This window comes from Stappia sp. (assembly GCF_048261845.1).
Classification (GTDB): Bacteria; Pseudomonadota; Alphaproteobacteria; order Rhizobiales; family Stappiaceae; genus Stappia.
Window position 1 is genome coordinate 1 of sequence record NZ_JBLXFR010000058.1, and the last position, 22,481, is coordinate 22,481.

16 protein-coding genes are annotated in these 22,481 nt (G+C 66.8%); all 16 read left to right on the forward strand.

Features of this window, described 5'->3' with window-relative positions; translation table 11 throughout:
- The coding region (locus tag ACN0T5_RS17795) for a glutamate ligase domain-containing protein (RefSeq protein ID WP_417769961.1) at positions 1-765 on the forward strand (765 nt) is incomplete at its 5' end.
- Positions 765-1,922 carry an FtsW/RodA/SpoVE family cell cycle protein gene (locus tag ACN0T5_RS17800; protein WP_417769962.1) on the forward strand — a complete coding sequence of 386 codons (1,158 nt, stop codon included), beginning with the start codon at positions 765-767 and terminating at the stop codon, positions 1,920-1,922. The genes ACN0T5_RS17795 and ACN0T5_RS17800, both read left to right, overlap by 1 nt.
- 10 nt (positions 1,923-1,932) lie before the next feature.
- The gene (murG, locus tag ACN0T5_RS17805; protein ID WP_417769963.1) at positions 1,933-3,078 is read left to right on the forward strand and encodes an undecaprenyldiphospho-muramoylpentapeptide beta-N-acetylglucosaminyltransferase; all 1,146 of its coding nucleotides are present in this window, start codon (positions 1,933-1,935) and stop codon (positions 3,076-3,078) included.
- Positions 3,075-4,493 (forward strand): UDP-N-acetylmuramate--L-alanine ligase, encoded by a 1,419-nt coding sequence (murC, locus tag ACN0T5_RS17810; RefSeq protein ID WP_417769964.1) that lies wholly within the window; start codon positions 3,075-3,077, stop codon positions 4,491-4,493. Before murG ends, murC begins: the two co-directional genes overlap by 4 nt.
- A complete protein-coding gene (gene murB / locus ACN0T5_RS17815) occupies positions 4,490-5,473 on the forward strand; it encodes a UDP-N-acetylmuramate dehydrogenase (RefSeq protein ID WP_417769965.1) in 984 nt (327 codons plus the stop codon). The genes murC and murB overlap by 4 nt, the downstream gene beginning before the upstream one ends.
- A complete protein-coding gene (locus tag ACN0T5_RS17820) occupies positions 5,466-6,395 on the forward strand; it encodes a D-alanine--D-alanine ligase (RefSeq protein ID WP_417769966.1) in 930 nt (309 codons plus the stop codon). The genes murB and ACN0T5_RS17820 overlap by 8 nt, the downstream gene beginning before the upstream one ends.
- Before the next feature lie 209 nt (positions 6,396-6,604).
- Positions 6,605-7,297, forward strand: coding sequence for a cell division protein FtsQ/DivIB (locus ACN0T5_RS17825; protein WP_417769967.1), 693 nt, complete (start codon positions 6,605-6,607; stop codon positions 7,295-7,297).
- A 32-nt stretch (positions 7,298-7,329) separates the two neighbouring features.
- The gene (ftsA, locus tag ACN0T5_RS17830) at positions 7,330-8,616 is read left to right on the forward strand and encodes a cell division protein FtsA (protein WP_417769976.1); all 1,287 of its coding nucleotides are present in this window, start codon (positions 7,330-7,332) and stop codon (positions 8,614-8,616) included.
- Between the two features lie 109 nt (positions 8,617-8,725).
- A complete protein-coding gene (gene ftsZ, locus ACN0T5_RS17835) occupies positions 8,726-10,528 on the forward strand; it encodes a cell division protein FtsZ (protein WP_417769968.1) in 1,803 nt (600 codons plus the stop codon).
- Positions 10,529-10,822: 294 nt separating this feature from the next.
- Positions 10,823-11,773 carry a UDP-3-O-acyl-N-acetylglucosamine deacetylase gene (gene lpxC / locus ACN0T5_RS17840; RefSeq protein WP_417769969.1) on the forward strand — a complete coding sequence of 317 codons (951 nt, stop codon included), beginning with the start codon at positions 10,823-10,825 and terminating at the stop codon, positions 11,771-11,773.
- Between the two features lie 290 nt (positions 11,774-12,063).
- Positions 12,064-12,927 (forward strand): outer membrane protein assembly factor BamD, encoded by an 864-nt coding sequence (locus ACN0T5_RS17845; RefSeq protein WP_417769970.1) that lies wholly within the window; start codon positions 12,064-12,066, stop codon positions 12,925-12,927.
- A 160-nt stretch (positions 12,928-13,087) separates the two neighbouring features.
- Positions 13,088-14,761 carry a DNA repair protein RecN gene (gene recN, locus ACN0T5_RS17850; protein ID WP_417769971.1) on the forward strand — a complete coding sequence of 558 codons (1,674 nt, stop codon included), beginning with the start codon at positions 13,088-13,090 and terminating at the stop codon, positions 14,759-14,761.
- Between the two features lie 173 nt (positions 14,762-14,934).
- Positions 14,935-17,103, forward strand: a complete 2,169-nt coding sequence (gene ligA, locus ACN0T5_RS17855; RefSeq protein WP_417769972.1) for an NAD-dependent DNA ligase LigA — start codon at positions 14,935-14,937, stop codon at positions 17,101-17,103.
- A gap of 139 nt (positions 17,104-17,242) precedes the next feature.
- Complete coding sequence (locus tag ACN0T5_RS17860; RefSeq protein ID WP_417769973.1) at positions 17,243-19,684, forward strand: ATP-dependent helicase; 2,442 nt, start codon at positions 17,243-17,245, stop codon at positions 19,682-19,684.
- A gap of 82 nt (positions 19,685-19,766) precedes the next feature.
- Complete coding sequence (locus tag ACN0T5_RS17865) at positions 19,767-21,569, forward strand: cation:proton antiporter (protein WP_417769974.1); 1,803 nt, start codon at positions 19,767-19,769, stop codon at positions 21,567-21,569.
- A gap of 113 nt (positions 21,570-21,682) precedes the next feature.
- A partial coding sequence (locus ACN0T5_RS17870; RefSeq protein WP_417769975.1) for a 50S ribosomal protein L11 methyltransferase occupies positions 21,683-22,481 on the forward strand: 799 nt, incomplete at its 3' end.

The following is a 22,481-nucleotide window of genomic DNA, read 5'->3' on the forward strand; positions in this document are numbered from 1 at the left end:
GCCGGCAGCCGCATGGCTGTCGTGGGTGTCGACGACAGCCTGAGCGCGGCGATTGCCGACCGGGCCGAACGGTCGGGAACCACGACCTTGCGCATCAGCGCCCGCCAGCCGGTGGCCGACGGCATCTATGCGCAGGGCAGCTCCATGTGGCTCGCACAGGCGGCGGCGCAGACGCCCTTCGCCGACCTTGCCCCGATCACCTCGCTGCGCGGTGCGCATAACGCGCAGAACGCTGCGGCCGCGATTGCGGTCTGCCGGGCACTCGGATTGTCGGATGCCGAGATACGCGGCGGGCTGGAGAGCTTTCCCGGACTTGAACACCGGATGGAAGTGGTGGCGCGCGCCGGACGCGTGCTCTTCGTCAATGACAGCAAGGCGACCAATGCCGATGCCGCGGAACGCGCACTGGCGAGCTATGAGCGGATCTACTGGATCGCCGGCGGGCGTGCCAAGGCGGGCGGCATCGACAGCTTGCAGCCCTGTTTCGGCCGGATCGCAAAGGCCTATCTGATCGGCGAGGCGACCGATGCTTTCGCCGCCACACTTGCCGGGCAGGTGAGCTTCGAAACCTGCGACACGCTGGCTGACGCGACTGCGGCGGCCGCACGCGATGCGGGTAGCGATGCTCACGCAGAGCCGGTGGTGCTGTTGTCGCCGGCCTGCGCCTCCTTCGACCAGTTCCCCAATTTCGAGGCCCGAGGGCGGGCGTTCTCCGAGGCGGCGCGAACGGCCGCCGCGCGCCACGCCGGACAGGAGGTTGCCTGATGGTCAGCCGCGCAGATCGCAGTCCCTTCGCCGAATGGCTCTGGACCGTTGACCGGTATCTCGTTGCCGGTTTCATCATCCTGATGATCGGCGGCATCGTCCTGTCCTTCGCCGCCAGTCCGGCGGTTGCCGAAAGGCTGGGGATCGACAGCTACCATTTCATCAAGCGGCAGGCGATGTTCCTGCTGCCGGCGCTGGCCCTGATGCTGGCGATCTCGGCGCTGAGCCCGCGCATGGTGCGCCGAGCGGCGCTGCTGCTCTTCGCGGTGTCGCTGGTGATGATGGTTGCGACGCTGTTCATCGGCCTGGAGGCCAAGGGCGCCCGGCGCTGGATCAACCTGCTCGGCTTTTCGATCCAGCCGTCGGAGTTTCTCAAGCCGGCGCTGATCGTGCTGGTTTCCTTCCTGCTGTCGGAAGGCGGCCGCCGGCCGGAGGTTCCCGGGACGCTGTTCTCGCTGCTGCTCTTCATCATCGCGGCGGCCCTGCTTGTCGCCCAGCCCGACTTCGGCCAGACGATGCTGCTGGCGCTGGTCTTCGCGGCCCTGATCTTCCTGAACGGGCTGTCGTGGCTGGCGATCGTGCCGATCGGCACGCTCGGCATCGGCGGTCTGGTCGCCGCCTATGTCATGCTCCCCCACGTGCAAAGCCGCGTCGACCGGTTCCTCGATCCGAGCTCGGGTGACACGTTCAACATCGACCGGGCGATCGAGGCCTTCGTCGCCGGCAGCTGGTTTGGTCGCGGGCCGGGCGAGGGCACGATCAAGCGTGTCCTGCCGGAAAGCCATACCGATTTCATCTTCGCCGTGGCGGCGGAGGAGTTCGGCATCATCGTCTGCCTGCTGCTGCTGCTGGTCTTCAGCTTCGTCGTGCTGCGCGGACTGTCCCATGCGGCCCAGGACAGCGATCCCTTCGGCCGGCTGGCAACCGCCGGGCTGATGGTGCTGTTCGGTATCCAGGCCTGCATCAACATGGCCGTGAACCTCAACCTGATGCCGGCCAAGGGCATGACCCTGCCGTTCATCTCCTATGGCGGCTCATCCCTGCTGGCGACGGCCATCTCTATGGGCTTTGTTCTCGCCCTGACCCGACGACGCCCGCAAGCCTCGCGCTCCGACAGCGTGATCGTTTCGCGGCTGTCTCCCGCCAGCCTGTCGTAAGCGAGGCGTCATGACCCGGACGTTTCTCCTCACCGCCGGCGGCACCGGCGGCCATCTGTTTCCCGCGCAGGCGCTGGCTGGCGAACTGGTCCGGCGCGGGCATGTGGTGGAACTTGCGACCGATCATCGGGTCAGCGATTACGGGGCGGATTTTCCCGCTCGCGCGGTGCATGTGATCTCCTCGGCAACGCTCGGCGGCCGTTCTCCCGTCGCGCTCGCGCGCACGGCCTGGAAGCTCGGCAAGGGCCTCCTGCAGGCGCGTGCCCTGATCCGGCGGTTGCGGCCCGACGCGGTGGTCGGCTTCGGCGGCTATCCGACCTTCCCTCCCATGTTCGCGGCCTTCCTCGGCGGTGTGCCGAGCGTCCTGCATGAGGCAAATGCCGTGATGGGCCGGGCGAACCGGATGCTTGCCGGTCGCGCGAGCGCGGTGGCGACAAGCTTTCCGCTCGTGGGAGAGGCGGCGGGAGACCACGCGGCCAAGTCGGTTCGCACCGGCAATCCGGTGCGCGAGGCGGTCATCGCCGCAAGCGGCACGGCCTACAGGGCCCCGCAGGCGGGAGAGGCGTTCCGCCTTCTGGTGTTCGGTGGGTCGCAGGGTGCGCGGTTCTTCTCCCAGGTGATGCCGGCGGCGCTGGAGTGCCTCGATCCGGAGACGCGCGACCGCCTCTCGCTGGTCCAGCAGTGCCGCCCGGAAGACATCGAGGACGTGCGCGCCGTGTGCGACCGGCTCGGGGTGAAGGCGGAACTCGCGCCGTTCTTTTCCGACATGCCGGAAAAAATCGCCGCCGCGCATCTGGTGCTGTGCCGGTCGGGCGCCTCCAGCGTCAGCGAACTGGCCGTGATCGGAAGGCCGTCGGTTCTGGTGCCGCTGCCGCATGCGCTGGACAACGACCAGGGCCGCAACGCGGAAGTGCTGGCGCGGGCCGGCGGCGCCTGGCCGGTCGGTCAGGCGGAACTGAGCCCGGAACGGCTCGCGGCGTTGCTCGCCGAACTGATGGATGCTCCGGAGCGTCTGGCGCGGGCGGCGGAAGCTGCACGCGCTGCGGGCCGCCCGGATGCGGTCTCGCTGCTTGCCGATCTTGTCGAACATGTTGCCGCGAGGACGCCGCTGGATGCGCTCGCGACGCGCGAAACCCAAAACGGAGACGCATCATGAAGATGCCCCAGGACCTTGGTCCGGTTCATTTCATCGGTATTGGTGGCATCGGCATGAGCGGCATCGCCGAAGTGCTGCACATGCTCGGCTACACCGTTCAGGGATCGGACCTTTCCGAAAGCGCCAATGTCAAGCGGCTGCGCGACAAGGGCATCGCGGTCAAGGTCGGCCATGACGGTGCCAATATCGGCGATGCGCGTGTGGTCGTCGTTTCCTCGGCGATCAAGCGCGACAACCCCGAACTGATCGCTGCCCGCGAACGGTTTCTGCCGATCGTGCGCCGCGCCGAGATGCTGGCCGAGCTGATGCGCTTCAAGCAGGCGATCGCCATCGGCGGCACCCATGGCAAGACGACGACAACCTCGATCATCGCCGCCGTTCTCGATGCCGGCGGGCTGGATCCCACCGTCATCAACGGCGGCATCATCAATGCCTATGGCACCAATGCCCGGATGGGCCAGGGCGACTGGATGGTGGTGGAGGCGGACGAGTCCGACGGCACGTTCGTCAAGCTGCCGGCGGATATCGCCGTCGTCACCAATATCGATCCGGAACATCTCGACCATTACGGCGATTTCGACGGCGTGCGCGATGCCTTCCTGCAATTCGTGGAGAACGTGCCGTTCTACGGCTTCGCGGTCATGTGCCTCGACCATCCGGAGGTGCAGGCCATGGTCGGGCGGATCGAGGACCGGCAGGTCATCACCTATGGCCAGAACCGGCAGGCGGACGTTCGGTTCTTCGACCTGCGCACGCAAGGGGCGGCGTCGGTGTTTTCCGTGGAGCTGCGCGATCGCATCGCGGGCACGGCCGAGACGGTCGAAGACCTGAGCCTGCCGATGCCGGGCCTGCACAACGTGTCCAACGCGACGGCGGCGATCGCGGTTGCCTGGAAGCTCGGCATCTCGCCGGAGCAGATCCGCAAGGGACTGGCTGCCTTTCGCGGCGTCAAGCGGCGCTTCACCCATACCGGTTCGGTGGAGGGGATCGAGATCTTCGACGACTACGCCCATCATCCGGTGGAAATCCGCGCCGTCCTGTCGGCTGCCCGGGCCGTTGCGCCGGGCAAGGTGGTCGCAGTCGTGCAGCCGCATCGCTACACGCGGCTGGAAAGCCTGTTCGACGAGTTCTCCGCCTGTTTCAACGACGCGGACCACGTGGTCTGCGCGCCGGTCTACGCGGCCGGCGAGGCACCGCGCGAAGGCATCGACCATCATGCGTTGGCGAACGGCATCCGCGCGAGCGGTCACCGCAGCGTTCACGCAATCGGCAGCGAGGACGAGCTTGCCGGCACCGTGGCGCGGATCGCGGAGCCGGGCGATTATGTGGTCTGTCTGGGGGCGGGCAGCATCTCGCAATGGGCCCAGACCCTGCCCGAAGCGCTGGCGACCGCGCGCGGCGGAGCCGGGGCATGAGCTTTCCCGATCTGATCGGCAGGCACGGGCTGGACCGCATCGGGTTGCGCGGCAAGCTGACGGCGAACCAGCCGCTCTCCGCAGTGACCTGGTTTCGCGTCGGCGGTCCGGCGCAGCTCCTGTTCCAGCCCGCCGATACGGAAGACCTTGCCACGTTCCTGTCGCACCTGCCGGAAGAGGTTCCGGTGCTGCCGATCGGCCTCGGCTCGAACCTTCTGGTGCGTGACGGCGGAATTCCCGGCGTCGTTGTCCGGCTCGGGGCGAAGGGGTTCGGCTCGGTCACGGTGGAAGATGACGGCACCATCCGCGCCGGTGCGGCGGTGCCCGACAAGCGGCTTGCCGAAGCGGCCGCGGATGCCGGGCAGGGCGGATTTGCCTTCTATGCCGGCATTCCCGGCGGAATCGGAGGCGCCTTGCGGATGAATGCAGGCGCGCATGGCAGCGAAACGGCGGATGTGGTGGTCGAACTGGAGGGCGTCACGCGGGCCGGTGAGGTCGTGCGTCTGAGCCGTGCCGACATGGACTATCGCTACCGGCACAGCGCACAGCCCGGCGACACGATCTTCACCGAGGCCGTGTTTCGCGGCGAACCGCGTGAGCGCGAGGCAATCCGCGCCGAGATGGCCGATGTTCAGGCCCATCGCGAGGCCGCCCAGCCGATCCGCGAGAAGACCGGCGGCTCGACATTCAAGAACCCGCCGGGACATTTCGCCTGGAAGCTTGTCGACGCGGCTGGCGGGCGCGGGTTGCAGATCGGCGGCGCGCGGATGTCGGACATGCATTGCAACTTCATGATCAACACCGGCGAGGCCTCGGCGGAAGACCTGGAGCGGCTCGGCGAGACGGTTCGAGCCAGGGTCCTGGAGACCAGCGGGATCGCGCTGGAATGGGAAATCAAGCGGCTCGGGCTTTGGCCGAACGGGATAGAGATCGCGCCGTTTCTCGGCGCTCGACAGGAAAAGGAGGCATCCCATGGCTGAGCGCAAGCATGTCGCGGTGCTGATGGGGGGCTGGTCCGCCGAACGCCCGGTCAGTCTGTGGTCCGGCGAAGGCTGCGCGGCGGCTCTCGAGCGGGCCGGCTACCGGGTGACGCGGGTCGATGTGCAACGGGACATCGCCTCCGTGCTCCAGGACTTGAAACCCGACGTCGCGTTCAACGCCCTGCACGGTCCGTTCGGCGAGGATGGCTGCATTCAGGGACTGCTGGAAATCCTGGGGATTCCCTATACGCATTCCGGCGTCGCCGCCTCGGCGCTCGCCATGGACAAGCAGAAGGCGAAGGCGGTGATGAAGGCCGCGGGCATCCCGGTCGCCGAGCACAAGGTGATGCACAGGTTGGAAGCGGCCAAGGCGCACGCCCTGCCGCCCCCCTATGTCGCCAAACCCGTGCGCGAGGGATCGTCCTTCGGCGTGCTGATCGTCAAGGAGAATGCCGAGCACCCGCCACAGGAGCTCTATCGCGAGGATTGGCCCTATGGCGACATCGTCATGGTCGAGCGTTACATCCCCGGCCGGGAGCTGACCTGCGCGGTGATGGGCAATGTGGCGCTGGGGGTCACGGAAGTGATGCCGCTCGGCCACGGCTTCTACGATTTCGACGCCAAATATGCGCCCGGCGGATCACAACACGTCCTGCCGGCGGAAATTTCACCATTTGTTTACCAAGAAGTACAGAAACTGAGCTTAAGGGCGCATCAGGCACTCGGTTGCAAGGGCGTTACACGGGCAGATTTCCGCTTCGACGAACAGCGTGGCGGTCGCGGTGAGCTGATCTGTCTTGAAGTGAATACACAGCCCGGAATGACCCAGACCTCGCTTGTGCCGGAGATCGCCGCGCATGCCGGGCACTCTTATGAAGACCTGACCAGCTGGATGGTGGAGAACGCAAGTTGCGGACGATAAAGGCAAAACGGGGTGAGGACATGGTCCTGCCGATCGAGGCGGCGCTTGCGCCGCGCGGTCGCGGCGTGCCCCGTTTGCATCGGCGCCCCCTGTGGCGCGCCGCCGGTTTCTTGCAGGATCTGCCCGAGTGGACCGGCACGGCCGGAGCACTTGCCTTTCTCTCGGCAACTGTTTTTTACGCGCTGGTTGTAGGCGGATATGCGCACACGGTGAGCGAATCACTGACATCGGCGGCCGGATTCGAGATCGCCGCCGTCAAGCTTTCGGGTCAAAAGGAAACCACCGAGTTCGAAATTCTCGAGGCACTGGAAATCCAGGCCGGGACGTCGCTGGCGCTGTTCGACGCGGCGGCGGCGCGCGAGCGGCTGTCGCGCATTCCGTGGATCGAGACGGTTTCGGTGAAGAAGCTCTATCCGGGCACGCTGCAGGTCAGCATCGACGAGCGCGATGCCTTCGCGCTCTGGCAGCGCGGCGACAGCCTGTCGGTGATCGACGCCAAGGGCCAGGTCATCAGCGATGACGTCGACGGACGCTATGCCAACCTGCTGATGCTGGTCGGCCATGGTGCGCAGCATCGCGGCGCGGAGATCCTGGACGCGCTCGGCGCGGTGCCCGAACTGCGCTCGCGGGTGCGGGCGGCCCGGCTGGTGTCGGACCGCCGCTGGGACCTGCTGCTGGAAAACGGCATCACCGTGCGCCTGCCGGAACAAGACGTGGCGCGCGCACTGGACGATGTGATGCGCATGGACAACGAGACGGGCCTTCTGACCCGGGACATCACCGTCGTCGACATCCGGCTCCCCGACAGGGTGGTCGTGCGGCTGACGGACGAGGCGGCCCTGCGCCGTGACGCCGAAATGAAGACACGCAGCAAGGTGCGGCGGACGGGAGGCGACGCATGAGCCGCCAGAAAGCCCCGATCTATCTGCCGCGCATGCGTCCGCTCCCGGGGCGGCGTGCGGTCGTCGTGTCGGTTCTCGATATCGGTTCGACCAAGGTCTGCTGTCTCATCGCCAAGCTGAGCCCGCGCAATGACGATTGCGTGCTGCCGGGCCGGACCCATGCGATCGAGGTGCTCGGCTATGGCTACCAGCGCTCGCGCGGCCTGAAGTCGGGTGTCGTGGTCGACATGGATGCCGCCGAACAGGCGATCCGGCTGGCGGTGGACGCGGCCGAGCGGATGGCCGGACTGACCGTGGAATCGCTGATCACCAACGTCACCTGCGGGCGGCTGCATTCCGAGATCATCACCGCCAGCGTGGGCCTTGCCTCCGACGCGGTCTGCGAGGCGGATATCCAGCGGGTTCTTTCCGCCGGCAGTGCCCACACGGTCGCCGAGGGGCGCGCCGTGATGCATGCCCTGCCGATCGCCTACACGCTCGACGGCAATCGCGGCATGCGCGACCCGCGCGGCATGATCGGGCGCCGGCTGGGTGTCGACATGCAGGTGGTCACTGCCGAAGTGGCGCCGGTGCGCAACCTGGAACTCTGCATCAATCGCGGCCATCTCGCGGTTGAGACGATGGTCGCGACCCCTTATGCGAGCGGCCTTTCGACCCTGGTCGAGGACGAGACCGAGCTTGGGGTCGCCTGCGTCGACATGGGCGGCGGGACGACGACGCTCTCGGTCTTCGTCGAGGGGCAGATGGTGCACACGGACGCGATCGCCGTCGGCGGCCATCACGTGACGATGGATATCGCGCGGGCCTTGTCGACGCGTCTGGCCGATGCCGAGCGCATCAAGACGCTGCAGGGGTCGGCCCTGCCGAGCGGCGCCGACGACCGCGATCTCATCATGATCCCGCCGGTGGATGCCGACGGGGACCTGCCGCACCAGATCCCGCGTTCGATGCTGACGCGGGTGATCGTGCCGCGGGTCGAGGAAATCATGGAACTGGTGCGCGACCGGCTGACCGCCTCCGGCTTTGCCGGACGGGTCGGCAAGCGCATCGTTCTGACCGGCGGCGCGAGCCAGCTCACGGGGCTGAGCGATGTGGCGCGCCGGGTTCTCGGTCGCCAGGTACGGCTCGGCCGCCCGCTCGGTGTCGCGGGCCTGCCCGAGGCAGCCAAGGGACCTGCCTTCGCCGCCGCCGTCGGCCTGCTGATCTATCCGCAGGTCGCACAGGTGGAACAGTTCCAGCCGCGCGGCGCGGGCACACGTTGGACATTGGGATCAAGTACGCTGGCCAGGGTCGGCAACTGGATCCGCGAAAGTTTCTGAGGCGGGCAACTGCCTCGGAAAACGCCGGGCGCACTCCCGGCGGACGACGAGGGAAACGAGGATTAGTGAAGGAACCAGAACGGGTCCTTCAAGGGGTCGCGAGGAAGCCATGACCATCAACTTGAAAATGCCAGATCTTCAGGAACTGAAGCCAAGAATTACGGTGTTCGGCGTCGGTGGCGCCGGCGGCAACGCCGTTAACAACATGATCCAGGCCGGTCTGCTGGGCTGTGACTTCGTGGTCGCCAATACAGACGCCCAGGCGCTGGCCAGCAATCACGCGGAGCGCGTCGTCCAGATGGGCGTGGCCGTGACGGAGGGCCTTGGCGCCGGTTCGCAGCCCGATGTCGGCGCGGCGGCGGCCGAAGAGGTCATCGACGAGATCAACGACCACCTGTCCGGCTCGCACATGGTGTTCATCACCGCCGGCATGGGCGGCGGCACAGGCACGGGCGCCGCACCGGTGATCGCCCGCGCGGCCCGCGAGATGGGTATCCTGACCGTCGGCGTCGTCACCAAGCCGTTCCAGTTCGAGGGCGTGCGCCGCATGCGCATCGCCGAAGCCGGCATCACCGAGCTTCAGAAGGCGGTCGACACGCTGATCGTCATTCCGAACCAGAACCTGTTCCGCATCGCCAATGCTCAGACCACCTTCGCCGACGCCTTCGCGATGGCCGACCAGGTGCTCTATTCGGGCGTGGCCTGCATCACCGACCTGATGGTCAAGGAAGGTCTCATCAATCTCGACTTTGCCGATGTGCGCTCGATCATGCGCGGCATGGGCAAGGCGATGATGGGCACCGGCGAGGCCTCGGGCGACAAGCGCGCCATGCAGGCGGCGGAAGCGGCGATCGCCAATCCGCTGCTCGACGAGACCTCGATGAAGGGCGCGCGCGGCCTGCTGATCTCGATCACCGGCGGCAACGACCTGACCCTTTTCGAACTCGACGAGGCGGCAACCCGCATTCGCGAGGAAGTCGATGCGGATGCCAACATTATACTCGGCGCAACCTTCGACGAGAGCCTCGACGGGATCATCCGGGTGTCGGTCGTGGCGACCGGCATCGACAAGGAACTGCGCGAGGACATCTCGCCGGCCGAAGCCCGCATGGCGGAGCTCACCGAGCGGTTGAAGACAGTCTCCGATCCCGCTCCGGCGGTCCGGCCGAAGCCGGCCATCGCCGCCACGCGTACGCCTGCCCCGATGCGCGCTGCCGCCGTGGAGCGTATCGAGCAGGAGCTGGAGATTCCCGAGCCGGTGCAGGCCTCTACCGACCCGGACGTAGAGATCGCGCCGTTCTCGCCGGCTCCCGGCATGATCGGCGAAGACGCCCCGCTTGCCGATCTCGACGAAGCGGATCTGGCCGAGCCGGTCGCCGACGCACCTTCGGTCGAGCCCTATATTCCGCCGGTTGCCGAAAGCGTCGCCCAGCCCTCGCGGATGCCCTCCATCGAGGACTTTCCGCCGGTGGCGCAGCGTGAGATGCGGGCACATACCCGCGTCGAGGACGAGGAGCATCATCACGGCGACGAGCGTCGTCCGATGAGCCTGCTGCGTCGTCTCGCCAGCGGTTTCGGTCGTCATGACGAGGATGAAGAGATGGAGCATGCTGCCGGTGCCGAGCCGGCGCAGGCACCGCGTGCCCAGCAGCCCGCAGCTCCGGCCCCGCGGCCTGCTCCCGCTCCGGCCCGCGAACCCCAGGCGGCGCAGCGTCCGGCCCAGGCGCCGGTCCGCCAGCAGGCTCCGGCCCAGCAGCAGACCCCGGCCATGCGTCCCGCCGCGCCGCGTCCCGCGGCACAGGGCGCCGCAGGTCAGCTCGATCTGACCGGTCGTCCGGCGTCGCAGCCGCGCAACCTGTCGGAAGAAGACCAGCTCGAGATCCCGGCTTTCCTTCGTCGCCAGGCGAACTGATCGGGGCTCGTCCTCACGACCCTCCCTCAACGGGCGATCCGGCTCCTCACCGGATCGCCCGCCGTCGGGATAGCTGCCGAAATTTCCCATATTTTTCAAAGTCATGAAATTTAATGAACCGTTACATATCGTAACAAAGCTTTATTTCTTATCCCTCATGCCCTGCCTGTATGTTCACCCTGCGATTGATCAGGTGCGCGAATCGTGCGTCCGCGCCCGGCAACCCAAGGGGTCTGCCGCTCCTGTATTACTCGCGCCAGGGTTTCAGGCCATTGCAGACAGGACAATCTGGTGATGAAAGTAGGTTCCGACCGGCAGACGACACTTGCCGGATCCGTCTCACTGCAGGGAATTGGCGTCCATTCCGGCAATCCGGCCGAGGTCACCCTGCATCCGGCCGACGCCGGCACCGGCTTCGTTTTCGTCAACCGGGATCCTGAAAGCGGCCGCGAGGTCGAACTGCCCGCGCATTGGCGCGCCGTTTCCGCCACCGCCCTTTGCACCGTCCTCGGCGATCCGAAGGCCGGTGGCGTTTCGACCGTCGAGCATCTCATGGCCGCCCTGCGCGGACTTGGCGTGGACAACGCCCTGATCGAGATGGACGGCCCCGAGATGCCGATCATGGACGGCAGCTCGGAAGCCTTCGTCGCGGCCATCGATTCCGTTGGCCTTCGCAAGCTTGCCGCTCCCCGCCGCTATATCCGGGTCAAGAAGACCGTGCGCGTCGATCAGGGCAGCGCCTGGTGCGAGCTGCGCCCGTTCGAGGGTTGCCGTTTCGACGTCACCATCGATTTCGACGCGGCGGTCATCGGCCGGCAGTCGATGGTTCTCGATCTCGAGGCGGAGAACTTCCGCAACGAGCTCTGCCGCGCCCGTACCTTCGGTTCGGTGCAGGATGTGGAGAAGCTGTGGTCGATGGGCTTTGCCCTGGGCTCGTCGCTCGAGAATTCGGTCGCGATCTCCGAGGGGAAGGTCCTGAATCCGGAGGGCACGCGTTGGGCGGACGAGTTCGTTCGCCACAAGATGCTCGATGCCGTTGGCGATCTGGCGCTTGCCGGGCTTCCCTTCCTGGGGCTCTACCGCTCCTACAAGGGCGGGCACCGGATGAACCACGCCATCCTGGTCGAGCTGTTCGAGAACGCCGGCAAGGATGCCTTCGAGATCGTCGAGCGTTCGCCGGATCGCACGGCTCCGCAGATCCAGGCCGACGAGCCGCGCCTCGCGGTTGCGCAGGGCGCGTCCTGAGTCGCGCCAGACGGTGCCTTGGATGTCGGCGAGGCCGGCCTGCGGCGATTCCTCCGTTCCGGCGGCCATAAAAAAGCGACAAATGTCCCTCACACGGCGTGACGCGACCGGGTATTTTCCGTTACAACACGGCCGGATCGCGGTTTGATGGCGGGAGGCGCGGCGCCAGTGCCTCGGTCCCGTCCGTCGCCGGGGCGAATGATCCGGCATGACAGCGCCCGGCAGGGTTTCGCGTTGCGGCGCGAGAGCGGCGTCAACGGCCGGAGCGAGTTGAGGAGTGAGTTTACGTGATGGCGGCAGTGCCCATTTCCAACGCGGACGGATCGTTTTCCGGTCGGCTGCGCAGAACGACGATTGCCACGCTTGCCGTTGCCGCGCTGGCGCTTGCTGCATGCTCCTCGACGGATGACGAAGATTTCGCGACCAACGACACGCCGCCGGAAGTCCTGTTCAACGAAGGCCTGGCGCTGCGAAACGACGGCAAGCTGAGCGACGCGCGGTTGAAGTTCCAGGAAGTCGACAAGCTTCATCCCTATTCGGAATATTCCCGCAAGTCCCTGATCAATCTCGCCTATCTGAATTATTCCCTGGGCAAGTTCCCGGAGGCGATCACCGCCGCCAAGCGCTTCACAACCTTGTATCCGGGCAATGAAGACAGCGCCTATGCGCTCTACATCATCGGCCAGTCCTACAACAAGCAGATCCCGGACGTCACGCGCGACCAGGAGATGACCCAGCGCGCGCTTGCTGCCTATGGAGAGCTGATCCAGCGCTATCCGGACTCCGAATATGCCGAGGATGCCCGCAGCAAGATCCGCGTCGCCCAGGACCAGCTGGCCGGCAAGGAAATGGAGGTCGGGCGTTACTACCTGAAACGGAATCACCAGATCGCGGCGATCAACCGTTTCAAGGTCGTGGTCACCAACTACCAGACCACCCGTCATATCGAAGAGGCGCTGTTCCGGCTTGTCGAGACGTATTATGCCCTCGGCGTGGTCAACGAGGCGCAGACGGCCGCCGCCGTGCTCGGGCACAATTTCCCCGACAGCCAGTGGTACAAGGACGCCTTCAGCCTGCTGAAGACCGGCGGCTATTCGCCGAACGAGGATTCAGGCAGCTGGATCAGCCGTGCGTTCAGCGGCATCTCGCTCTAGCCTTCCCCTGACGGGGCAGTGATCCCGGCGCGGGACGGCTCGCGGGTTTCGTCATTCTGGGCGTTGCGGCGGGGCGCCTCCTGCGGCTACATCTGAAGCGTCATCCTCGCGCGGCGCGCTTTCCGGCGCTGCCGCACAACCGGTCCGGTCATCCGCTCGCATGCTCGCCGCGCTTGCCATTCGCGATATCGTCCTGATCGACCGTCTCGACCTGTCTTTCGGCGCCGGCATGTCGGTGCTGACGGGCGAGACGGGCGCAGGCAAATCCATTCTTCTCGATGCGCTCAGCCTCGCGCTCGGCGGACGCGGTGACGCCGGCCTTGTGCGCAACGGCCAGCCACAGGGCCAGGTCACGGCCGCCTTCGACGTTCCCATGGCGCATCCGGTTCGCGCGCTGCTGCGCGACAACGACCTGGAGGCGGATGGCGATGTCATCCTGCGCCGGGTGCAGGCCGAAGACGGACGCAGCCGCGCCTTCATCAACGATTCTCCCGTCAGCGTCGCGCTGCTGCGCCAGGCCGGGGGGCTGCTGGTCGAGATCCACGGCCAGAACGAGGCGCGGGCCTATACCGATCCGGCCGAGCACCGGCGCCTGCTCGATTCCTTCGGCGAATGCGACGGCGACCGGGCCGCGGTCAATGCGGCCCATGGCGCGATGCGCAAGGCGGCGAAGGCACTTGCCGAGCACGAGGAGCGGATCGCGGCCGCGCGCCGGGAGGCGGACTACCTGCGTGCCTCGGCGGAAGAACTCAACCTTCTCGCGCCGCTTGCCGGGGAGGAGGAGGAACTGGCCGCCTCGCGCCAGTCGATGATGCAGGTGGAGAAGATCGCCGGCGACCTTGGCGAAGCCTTCGAGGCGCTGAACGGCACCGCCTCGCCGATTTCGGAGATTGCCTCGCTGTGGCGGAGGCTGGAGCGCAAGGCCGAGCAGGCGCCGCAGCTCCTTTCGGCTCCGGTCGGATTTCTCGCCGAGGCACTTGACCGGCTGGAGGATGCAAGGGCCGGCCTCGAGGCCGCCGTGCGCGAGACGGAGTTTGATCCGCGCGCGCTGGAGGCAACGGAAGAGCGGCTTTTCGCTCTGCGCGCCGCTGCCCGCAAGTATCAGGTCGCGGTCGACGACCTGCCCGGCATCAAGTCGCGCTTCGAGGCCGATCTTGCCGCGCTCGATGCCGGCGAAGAGGCGCTGGCCGGTCTTGTCGAGGCGGCGAAGGCGGCACAGGCCGACTATGACGCGAAGGCGCTCGCGCTGTCCGCCCGGCGCCGCCAGGCCGGTGCCGCGCTGGAAGCTGCGGTGGCGCGGGAGCTCCCGGACCTGAAACTGGAGCGGGCACGGTTCATCGTGCAGGTCGAGACGGACGCGCAAGAGCGCGGCCGCGACGGCATCGACCAGGTCGAGTTCTGGGTGCAGACCAATCCGGGCACGAAGCCCGGAGCGATGATGAAGGTCGCCTCGGGGGGCGAGCTGTCCCGGTTCCTGCTGGCGCTGAAAGTGTCGTTGGCCGACAAGGGATCGGCGCCGACGCTCGTCTTCGACGAGATCGACACCGGTGTGGGCGGCGCTGTCGCGGAGGCGATCGGCAACCGTCTTGCCCGGCTGGCGCGGCGCGTCCAGGTGCTCACCGTCACCCATGCGCCGCAGGTGGCGGCGCGGGCCGGCGGGCACTTCCTGATCCTCAAGGAGGATGCGGGAGAGGACCGGGTCGCGACACGCGTGCAGCGCATCGACGTCGATCATCGGCGCGAGGAGATCGCGCGCATGCTGGCCGGTGCCACCATCACGGACGAGGCGCGCGCTGCCGCCGACCGCCTGCTCGCCGACGCGCCTGATCCGTAGGCTTCCGGATGCCGTCTGCTTGTGGTGGGAAAGCACGCCTTTGCGGTTTCCCGGCAGTTTGATACAGCCCATACTCCGGTGACGGATCGCGGGCGACGGCAGGGTCGGCGACGCGGTTTCCGACCTTTCCGCCTGCCGGTCCGAGGGACCGGCCAACCAGCTGCGATCCCGCCATGTCCGATACCGATCTTGCCGCCCGCACCGTCGAAGACCTGACGCTGGAGGAGGCCGCCGCCGAGCTGGCAAGGCTTGCCGAGGAGATCGCCGGGCACGACCGGCGCTATCACGGCGAGGACGCGCCGGTCATCCCGGATGCCGAGTACGATGCCCTCAAGCGCCGCAACGACGCCATCGAGGCACGGTTCCCGAGCTTGCTGCGCAGCGACAGCCCGTCGCAGCGCGTCGGCAGCGCCCCGTCCGAGGGCTTCGGCAAGGTTGCCCACGCCATCCCGATGCTGTCGCTGGACAACGCCTTTTCCGATGAGGATGTCGCCGATTTCATCGGCCGCGTCCGCCGCTTCCTGAAGATCGACCCGCTCGCCGGCACCATTGCCGTGACCGCCGAGCCGAAGATCGACGGGCTGTCGCTGTCGCTGCGCTACGAAAAGCGCCGGCTGGTGAGCGCGGCAACGCGGGGTGACGGGGCGGTTGGCGAGAACGTCACCCAGAACGCGCTGACGATCCCGGATATCCCGCAGGACCTGCCCGCCGGTGCCCCCGACATCGTCGAGGTGCGCGGCGAAGTCTACATGCGCCACGAGGATTTTCGCGCCCTCAACGAGCGGATGGAGACGCAGGGCGGCAAGGTCTTCGCAAACCCGCGCAATGCCGCCGCCGGCAGCTTGCGCCAGCTCAACGTGGACGTGACGCGCTCACGCCCCTTGCGTTTCTTCGCCTATGCCTGGGGCGAGATGAGCGCCATGCCGGCCGACACGCAATACGACATGGTGCAGACGCTCGGAAGCTGGGGTTTTACCGTCAACGACCGCATGCGGCGCTGCGACAGCGTTGCCGACCTGCTGGCGCTCTACCATGCGATCGAGGAGGAGCGGGCGCTGCTCGGCTACGACATCGACGGCATGGTCTACAAGGTCGACCGGCTCGACCTGCAGGCGCGCCTCGGCTTTGTCTCGCGCGCGCCCCGCTGGGCGGTGGCACACAAGTTTCCGGCCGAAAAGGCCTTTACCGTGCTGCGCGAGATCGAGATCCAGGTCGGGCGCACCGGAGCGCTGACGCCGGTCGCCAAGCTCGAGCCGGTGACGGTGGGCGGCGTCGTCGTTTCCAATGCGACGCTGCACAACGAGGATTACATCAAGGGGATCGGACAGGACGGCGAGCCGATCCGTGGCGGCAAGGACATCCGGGTCGGGGATACAGTTCAGATCCAGCGCGCCGGCGATGTCATCCCGCAGATCGTCGATATCGATCTCGACAAGCGGCCGGCGGGTTCGGCCCCTTATCTCTTCCCGACCAGATGCCCGGCCTGCGAAAGCCATGCGGTGCGCGACACCAACCCGGCGAGCGGGCGCATCGACGCGGTGCGGCGCTGCACCGGCGGGTTGATCTGCCCGGCGCAGGCCAAGGAAAAGCTGAGGCATTTCGTCTCCCGTCTTGCCTTCGACATCGAGGGCCTTGGCGACAAGCAGGTCGAGTTCTTCTTCGACCTGCCGATGGAGGAGGGCGGCATCCGCCAGCCGGCCGACATCTTCACGCTTGCCGAGCGTGATGCTGCATCGCCGCTGATCAAGCTCAGGAACCGCGACGGCTGGGGCGAGACAAGCGCGGCCAATCTCTTTGCCGCGATCGAGGCGCGCCGGGAGGTGCCGCTCAACCGGGTGATCTATGCGCTTGGCATCCGGCATGTGGGCGAGGGCAATGCCAAGTTGCTCGCCCGCCACTATCTCGACTGGGAGAATTTTCAGACGGCAATGCAGGCGGCGGAGGATGCGCAATCCGATGCCTGGGCCGAGCTGATGGACATTGACGGCATCGGCGAGACGGTGGCGCGGGCCGTCGTCGAGTTCTTCGCCGAGAGCCACAATCGCGAGGCGCTGGCTGCCTTGATGCGCGAGATCCGGCCGCAGGCGATGGAGCGGGTCGAAGCCGATGCCAGCCCCGTTGCCGGCAAGACGCTGGTCTTCACCGGCAGCCTGGAGAAGATGAGCCGCGACGAGGCCAAGGCGCGGGCCGAGGCGATGGGGGCGAAGGTCTCCGGTTCCGTGTCGAAGAAGACCGACCTCGTCATCGCCGGGCCCGGGGCCGGTTCGAAGCTGAAAAAGGCTGCCGATCTCGGCATCGAGGTCATTGACGAGGATGCCTGGATCGAGATGGCGGGCGGCTGACCCAAGGGTTTTCGCGTACCTTTTCAGGGTTCCGGCCGGCCGCCCCTCCTAAGGCCGGGCAAACTTGCTATATTGGTCCAAACAGCGAACAGATTCGCGGTGACCCGATCGCGACCAACCCGTCGAGACATGACAGTCAATGCCCGATTCCAATGGCGAGCGCTTCTCCACCTCCTACCACGCCTCGGGCCCCGGAGAGCCGGTGCCCGTGCGGCCGGCGGGCGGCAGCGGCATTGCCGCGCGGGCGCAGGCGGGGCTCGCGCGGCCGGCGGCAAATGCCTCCTATCTTGACGGGCTGAACCCGGAACAGCGCGAGGCGGTCGAAACCCTGGACGGGCCGGTGCTGGTGCTTGCCGGCGCCGGCACCGGCAAGACCCGGGTTCTGACCACCCGCATCGGCCATATCCTGGCAACGCGGCGCGCCTTTCCGAGCCAGATCCTGTCGGTGACCTTCACCAACAAGGCCGCGCGGGAGATGAAGGAGCGGATCGAGCGGCTGATCGGCGACAGCGCCGAAGGCATGCCCTGGCTCGGCACCTTTCACTCGATCTGCGTCAAGATCCTGCGCCGGCACGCCGAGCTTGTCGGCCTCAAGTCCGGCTTTTCGATCCTCGATACCGACGACCAGATCCGGCTGATCAAGCAGATCATCCAGGCCGAAGGGCTCGACGACAAGCGCTGGACGGCGCGTGCCTTCGCAAGCCAGCTCGACGGCTGGAAGAACCGCGGCCTGACGCCCGCTCAGGTGCCCGAAGGCGAGGCACGCTCCTTCGGCAACGGCAAGGGGCGCTCGCTCTACGAGCAGTACCAGGAGCGGCTGTCGATCCTCAATGCCGCCGATTTCGGCGATCTCCTGCTCCATGTCATCACGCTGTTCCGCGACAATCCGGACGTTCTGGCGGAGTATCAGCGCCGTTTCGTCTTCATGCTGGTCGACGAGTATCAGGACACCAACATCGCCCAGTACCTGTTCCTGCGCCTGCTCGCCCAGGGCAATGCGAATATCTGCTGCGTGGGCGATGACGACCAGTCGATCTATGGCTGGCGCGGCGCCGAGGTCGACAACATCCTGCGCTTCGACCACGATTTCCCCGGCGCCAAGGTGATCCGGCTGGAGCGCAATTACCGCTCGACCAGCCATATCCTGGCCACCGCCTCGCATCTGATCGCCCACAACGAGGGCCGGCTCGGCAAGACGCTGTTCACGGACGTTGTCGACGATGCGGAAGAAGATGTTCGCGTTTCGGTGGCGGCAGCCTGGGATTCGGAGGAAGAAGCGCGCGCCATCGGCGACGAGATCGAGGCGCTGCAGGCCAAGGGGCACAGCCTCGACACGATGGCGATCCTGGTGCGCGCCTCGTTCCAGATGCGCGAGTTCGAGGACCGGTTCGTGACGCTCGGCGTCAACTACCGGGTGATCGGCGGACCGCGTTTCTACGAGCGGATGGAGATCCGCGACGCGATGGCCTATTTCCGCTGTATCGTGCAGCCGGCCGACGATCTTGCCTTCGAGCGCATCGTCAACACGCCGAAACGGGGACTGGGCGAGGCGAGCCTGAAGATCGTTCACGCCTATGCGCGGGCCAACCGCATTCCCTTGATGCAGTCGGCTTTCGATATCTGCCAGACCGAGGAACTGAAGCCCAAGGCACGCACCGCTTTGCGCATGCTGCTTGCGGAATTCGACCGCTGGCGCGACCTGATGCCGACCATGTCGCATACCGAACTTGCCGAGATCGTGCTCGACGAGAGCGGCTACACCGAGATGTGGCGCAACGACCGCTCGGCCGAGGCGCCGGGCCGGCTCGACAACCTGAAGGAACTGGTCCGTTCGATGGACGAGTTCGAATCCCTGCCGGGCTTTCTCGAGCATGTCGCGCTGGTCATGGACCGGGACGCGCAAGGCTCGAACGAGGCGGTCTCGATCATGACGCTGCATTCGGCCAAGGGACTGGAGTTCGACACGGTCTTCCTGCCCGGCTGGGAGGAGGGGCTTTTCCCCCATCAAAGGGCGCTCGACGAGAGCGGCCGGGCCGGGCTGGAGGAAGAGCGCCGGCTTGCCTATGTGGGCGTCACGCGGGCGCGGCGGCGGGCCAAGATCTGGTTTGCTTCCAACCGGCGCATCCACGGCATGTGGCAGAGCTCCATCCCGTCCCGTTTTCTTGACGAATTGCCGGCCGACCATGTCGACGTGATCGCGCAATCGAACAGCTACGGGGGCTATGGCGGCGGCGGCGGATACGGCGCCAGTCGCTTCGACACGCGCGATCCGTTCAAGACGAGCTATTCGACGCCGGGCTGGCCGCGGGCGCAGCAGGCGCAGGCGGCGGGCGCGGGCTCGGGCGGGTTCGCCGGGCGGATGGGGAGCGAGCGGGACCGCGGCGGGCCGCGTACCATTGAGGGGGAACTCGTCGCCCGCTCCGTCGCGGACGAGCCGTCGGCCTTTGCCATGGGCGAACGCGTCTTCCACCTGAAATTCGGCTATGGCGAGATCGTCGCCATCGAGGGCAACAAGCTGACGGTTCAGTTCGACAAGGCCGGCCGCAAGAAGGTGCTCGACAGTTTCGTCGAGCGCCACTGATCGCGAGCCGCCCGGCGCTCGCCCTGTTGTGACTATCCTGCGATATCGGTCTGCTGGTTGAAGCGCTCCTGGAGTTTGCCACATGCACTCTGTCGTCACCGCCATTGCCTTCATCGCAGTCGCTGGCGTCGCCGCGCAATGGTTTGCCTGGCGCTTCCAGTTGCCCGCGATCGTGCTGCTGCTGGCCGCGGGCGTGCTCGCCGGCCCGGTAACAGGCCTGGTGCAGCCAAACGTCCAGTTCGCCGGCATCGTGCAGCCGCTGATCGCCGTCGCCGTGGCGATCATTCTCTTCGAAGGCGGGCTGACGCTGAATTTCCACCAGATATCGGAAAGCGCGAAGGCGGTGCGCCGGATCGTCCTTGTCGGTGCGCCGATCGCCTTCGTGCTGGGCGCGGTCAATGCCTTCTATGTTGCCGAGCTCAGTTTCTGGCCGGCACTGGTCTTCGCCGGCATCCTCGTCGTCACCGGCCCGACGGTGATCATCCCGCTCTTGAGACAGGCGAAGCTGACCCGGCGCCCGGCGGCGATCCTGCGCTGGGAGGCGATCCTCGCGGACCCGGTCGGGGCCTTGCTTGCGGTCTTCGTCTACGAGGTGTTCCTGGTCTCGTCCGGCCACCACGCGGCGGACGCGCTGGCCTTGCGGGTGGTCGCCGCGCTTGTGATCGGACTTGGCGGAGGCTGGTTCGCGGGCCGCGCGCTGGTGCGCGCCTTCGTTCATGGCCATGTGCCGGAGTTTCTGAAGATCCCGGTCATTCTCACGGTCGTGCTTGTCACCTATGCGCTGTCCAATGCGGTGCTGGAGGAAAGCGGCCTGCTGACGGTGACCATGCTGGGGCTGGCGCTTGGAAACTCGCGGATCGCATCGCTCGGCGAGGTGAAGCGCTTCAAGGAAACCATGACGATCCTGCTCGTCTCCGGCGTTTTCATCATTCTCACCGCCTCGCTGGAGCCGGCGGCGCTGATATCGGCGCTCGATCTCAGGACGCTGGCCTTCGTGCTTGTCCTGCTGTTCGTGGTGCGGCCGCTGTCCGTCTGGCTGTCGACCATCGGCGCCGGGCTCACCTTGAAGGAACGGCTGCTGGTCGGCTGGATCGCGCCGCGCGGCGTTGTCGCCGTCGCGGTGTCGGGACTGTTCGCCGGTCTCCTTGCCTCGCGCGGTATTGCCGATGGCGAGCGCCTCGTGCCGCTTGCCTTCGCTGTGGTGGTGGCGACGGTGGTCGCGCATGGCTTCGCGATCGCCCCGCTTGCCAGGGCACTGGGTCTTTCTGTCGGCGGGGACGCCGGGCTGGTAATCGTCGGGGCCGGCCGTTTCACGGTGGCGTTGGCGGCCAAGCTGAAGGAACGCGACATTCCGGTGCTTGTCTCGGACCGCAACTGGGCCAGGCTCCGGCTGGCGCGGCAGGCGGGCGTGGACACGCATTATGGCGAAATCCTCTCGGAGGTGGCAGAACACACGATTTCGCTGTCGTCCTACAGCCACCTTCTCGCGGCCACGGACAATGACGATTACAACGCGCTGATCTGCACGAATTTCGGCCCCGAGATCGGACGTTCCAACGTGCTGCAGGTCGGGCGCGACAAGGAGGAGACGCCGGAAAGCCGCCAGCTCATGGTGACGCTGGGCGGGCGTCCGTTCCTGGGGAGCGCGGGCGGCATCCATGCGCTCGACGCCAGGGTCGCGGACAACTGGCGTATCTCCGCGACCACGCTCAGCAAGGAATATGACAGCGAAGCCCATGCCGCCGACCGGCCGGCCGACGCGATCACGCTGCTCGTCATCACCTCGGGTGGAAAGCTGCGGCCCGACGGAGGGGCGAAGAGCGAGGCCTTGCGCGTTGGCGACACGATCGTGTCTCTGCTGCCGCCTGAAAGGGCGGGCAACTGACACCGCGCCCGCCATGCAGCGGGCCGCTGCGACGCATCCGCGGGTGGTTGGCCATTGCGACGCGGCATTGGCACGGCTATTAGGCAGGCCATCGCGTCCAGCCGGAGGAGATCATGTCCACCATTCGTGTCCGCATCACCGCCCTCGAGATCGAGGCCAAGCGCATCTATGAATTGCTGGTTCGCGATTTCGAGGATGACGGAAACCCGGTGACGGTGTTCGAATCCTCCGCCGACGGGCGCGAGTGGACGGCCGAGATCCTGCTGTTCGACATGAGCGAGGCTGAGGCCGCCGCGCTTGTTCGCGACAGGCTGGGGGCGGATGCCTTCGCGGCGCCGGTCGAGGCGGTGGTGCTGGAGGACATCAACTGGGTGGAGAAGAGCCTGGAAGGCCTGTCGCCGGTGTCGGCAGGGCGGTTCTTCGTGCATGGCAGTCACGACCGGGCCAAGCGCCCGGTGAACGGGATCCCGATCGAGATCGAGGCCGCGCTGGCCTTCGGCACGGGACACCACGGCACGACCTCGGGATGCCTGATCGAGATCGACCGGCTGCTGTCGCGCCGTCGCTACAAGCGAATGCTTGATCTGGGAACCGGAACGGGCGTGCTTGCCATCGCGATGGCTCTGCTTTCGCGCCAGCCTGTGCTGGCCACCGACATCGATCCGGTCTCCACCCTTACGGCGGAGGCGAATGCCCGCCACAATCTTGCTGGCAGCCTGGTGCGCACGGCAACCGCGGCGGGCGTCGATCACAGGATCTTCGCCGAAGAGGGGCCGTTCGACCTTGTGGTGGCCAATATCCTCGCGCGCCCCCTGATGCGCATGGCCGCCGGCCTTGCGCGCCGCATGACGCCGTCGGCGACCCTCGTCCTGTCGGGCCTGCGGGTCGAGGACGGACCGCGCATCCTGTTCA

Excerpts from the sequence above, each read along its gene's own strand:
- ACN0T5_RS17800 (WP_417769962.1), top strand. The coding sequence starts at position 765 with ATGGTCAGCCGCGCAGATCGCAGTCCCTTCGCCGAATGGCTCTGGACC.
- murG (WP_417769963.1), top strand. The coding sequence starts at position 1,933 with ATGACCCGGACGTTTCTCCTCACCGCCGGCGGCACCGGCGGCCATCTG.
- murC (WP_417769964.1), top strand. The coding sequence starts at position 3,075 with ATGAAGATGCCCCAGGACCTTGGTCCGGTTCATTTCATCGGTATTGGT.
- murB (WP_417769965.1), top strand. The coding sequence starts at position 4,490 with ATGAGCTTTCCCGATCTGATCGGCAGGCACGGGCTGGACCGCATCGGG.
- ACN0T5_RS17820 (WP_417769966.1), top strand. The coding sequence starts at position 5,466 with ATGGCTGAGCGCAAGCATGTCGCGGTGCTGATGGGGGGCTGGTCCGCC.
- ftsA (WP_417769976.1), top strand. The coding sequence starts at position 7,330 with ATGCGTCCGCTCCCGGGGCGGCGTGCGGTCGTCGTGTCGGTTCTCGAT.
- ftsZ (WP_417769968.1), top strand. The coding sequence starts at position 8,726 with ATGACCATCAACTTGAAAATGCCAGATCTTCAGGAACTGAAGCCAAGA.
- lpxC (WP_417769969.1), top strand. The coding sequence starts at position 10,823 with ATGAAAGTAGGTTCCGACCGGCAGACGACACTTGCCGGATCCGTCTCA.
- ACN0T5_RS17845 (WP_417769970.1), top strand. The coding sequence starts at position 12,064 with ATGGCGGCAGTGCCCATTTCCAACGCGGACGGATCGTTTTCCGGTCGG.
- recN (WP_417769971.1), top strand. The coding sequence starts at position 13,088 with ATGCTCGCCGCGCTTGCCATTCGCGATATCGTCCTGATCGACCGTCTC.
- ligA (WP_417769972.1), top strand. The coding sequence starts at position 14,935 with ATGTCCGATACCGATCTTGCCGCCCGCACCGTCGAAGACCTGACGCTG.
- ACN0T5_RS17860 (WP_417769973.1), top strand. The coding sequence starts at position 17,243 with ATGCCCGATTCCAATGGCGAGCGCTTCTCCACCTCCTACCACGCCTCG.
- ACN0T5_RS17865 (WP_417769974.1), top strand. The coding sequence starts at position 19,767 with ATGCACTCTGTCGTCACCGCCATTGCCTTCATCGCAGTCGCTGGCGTC.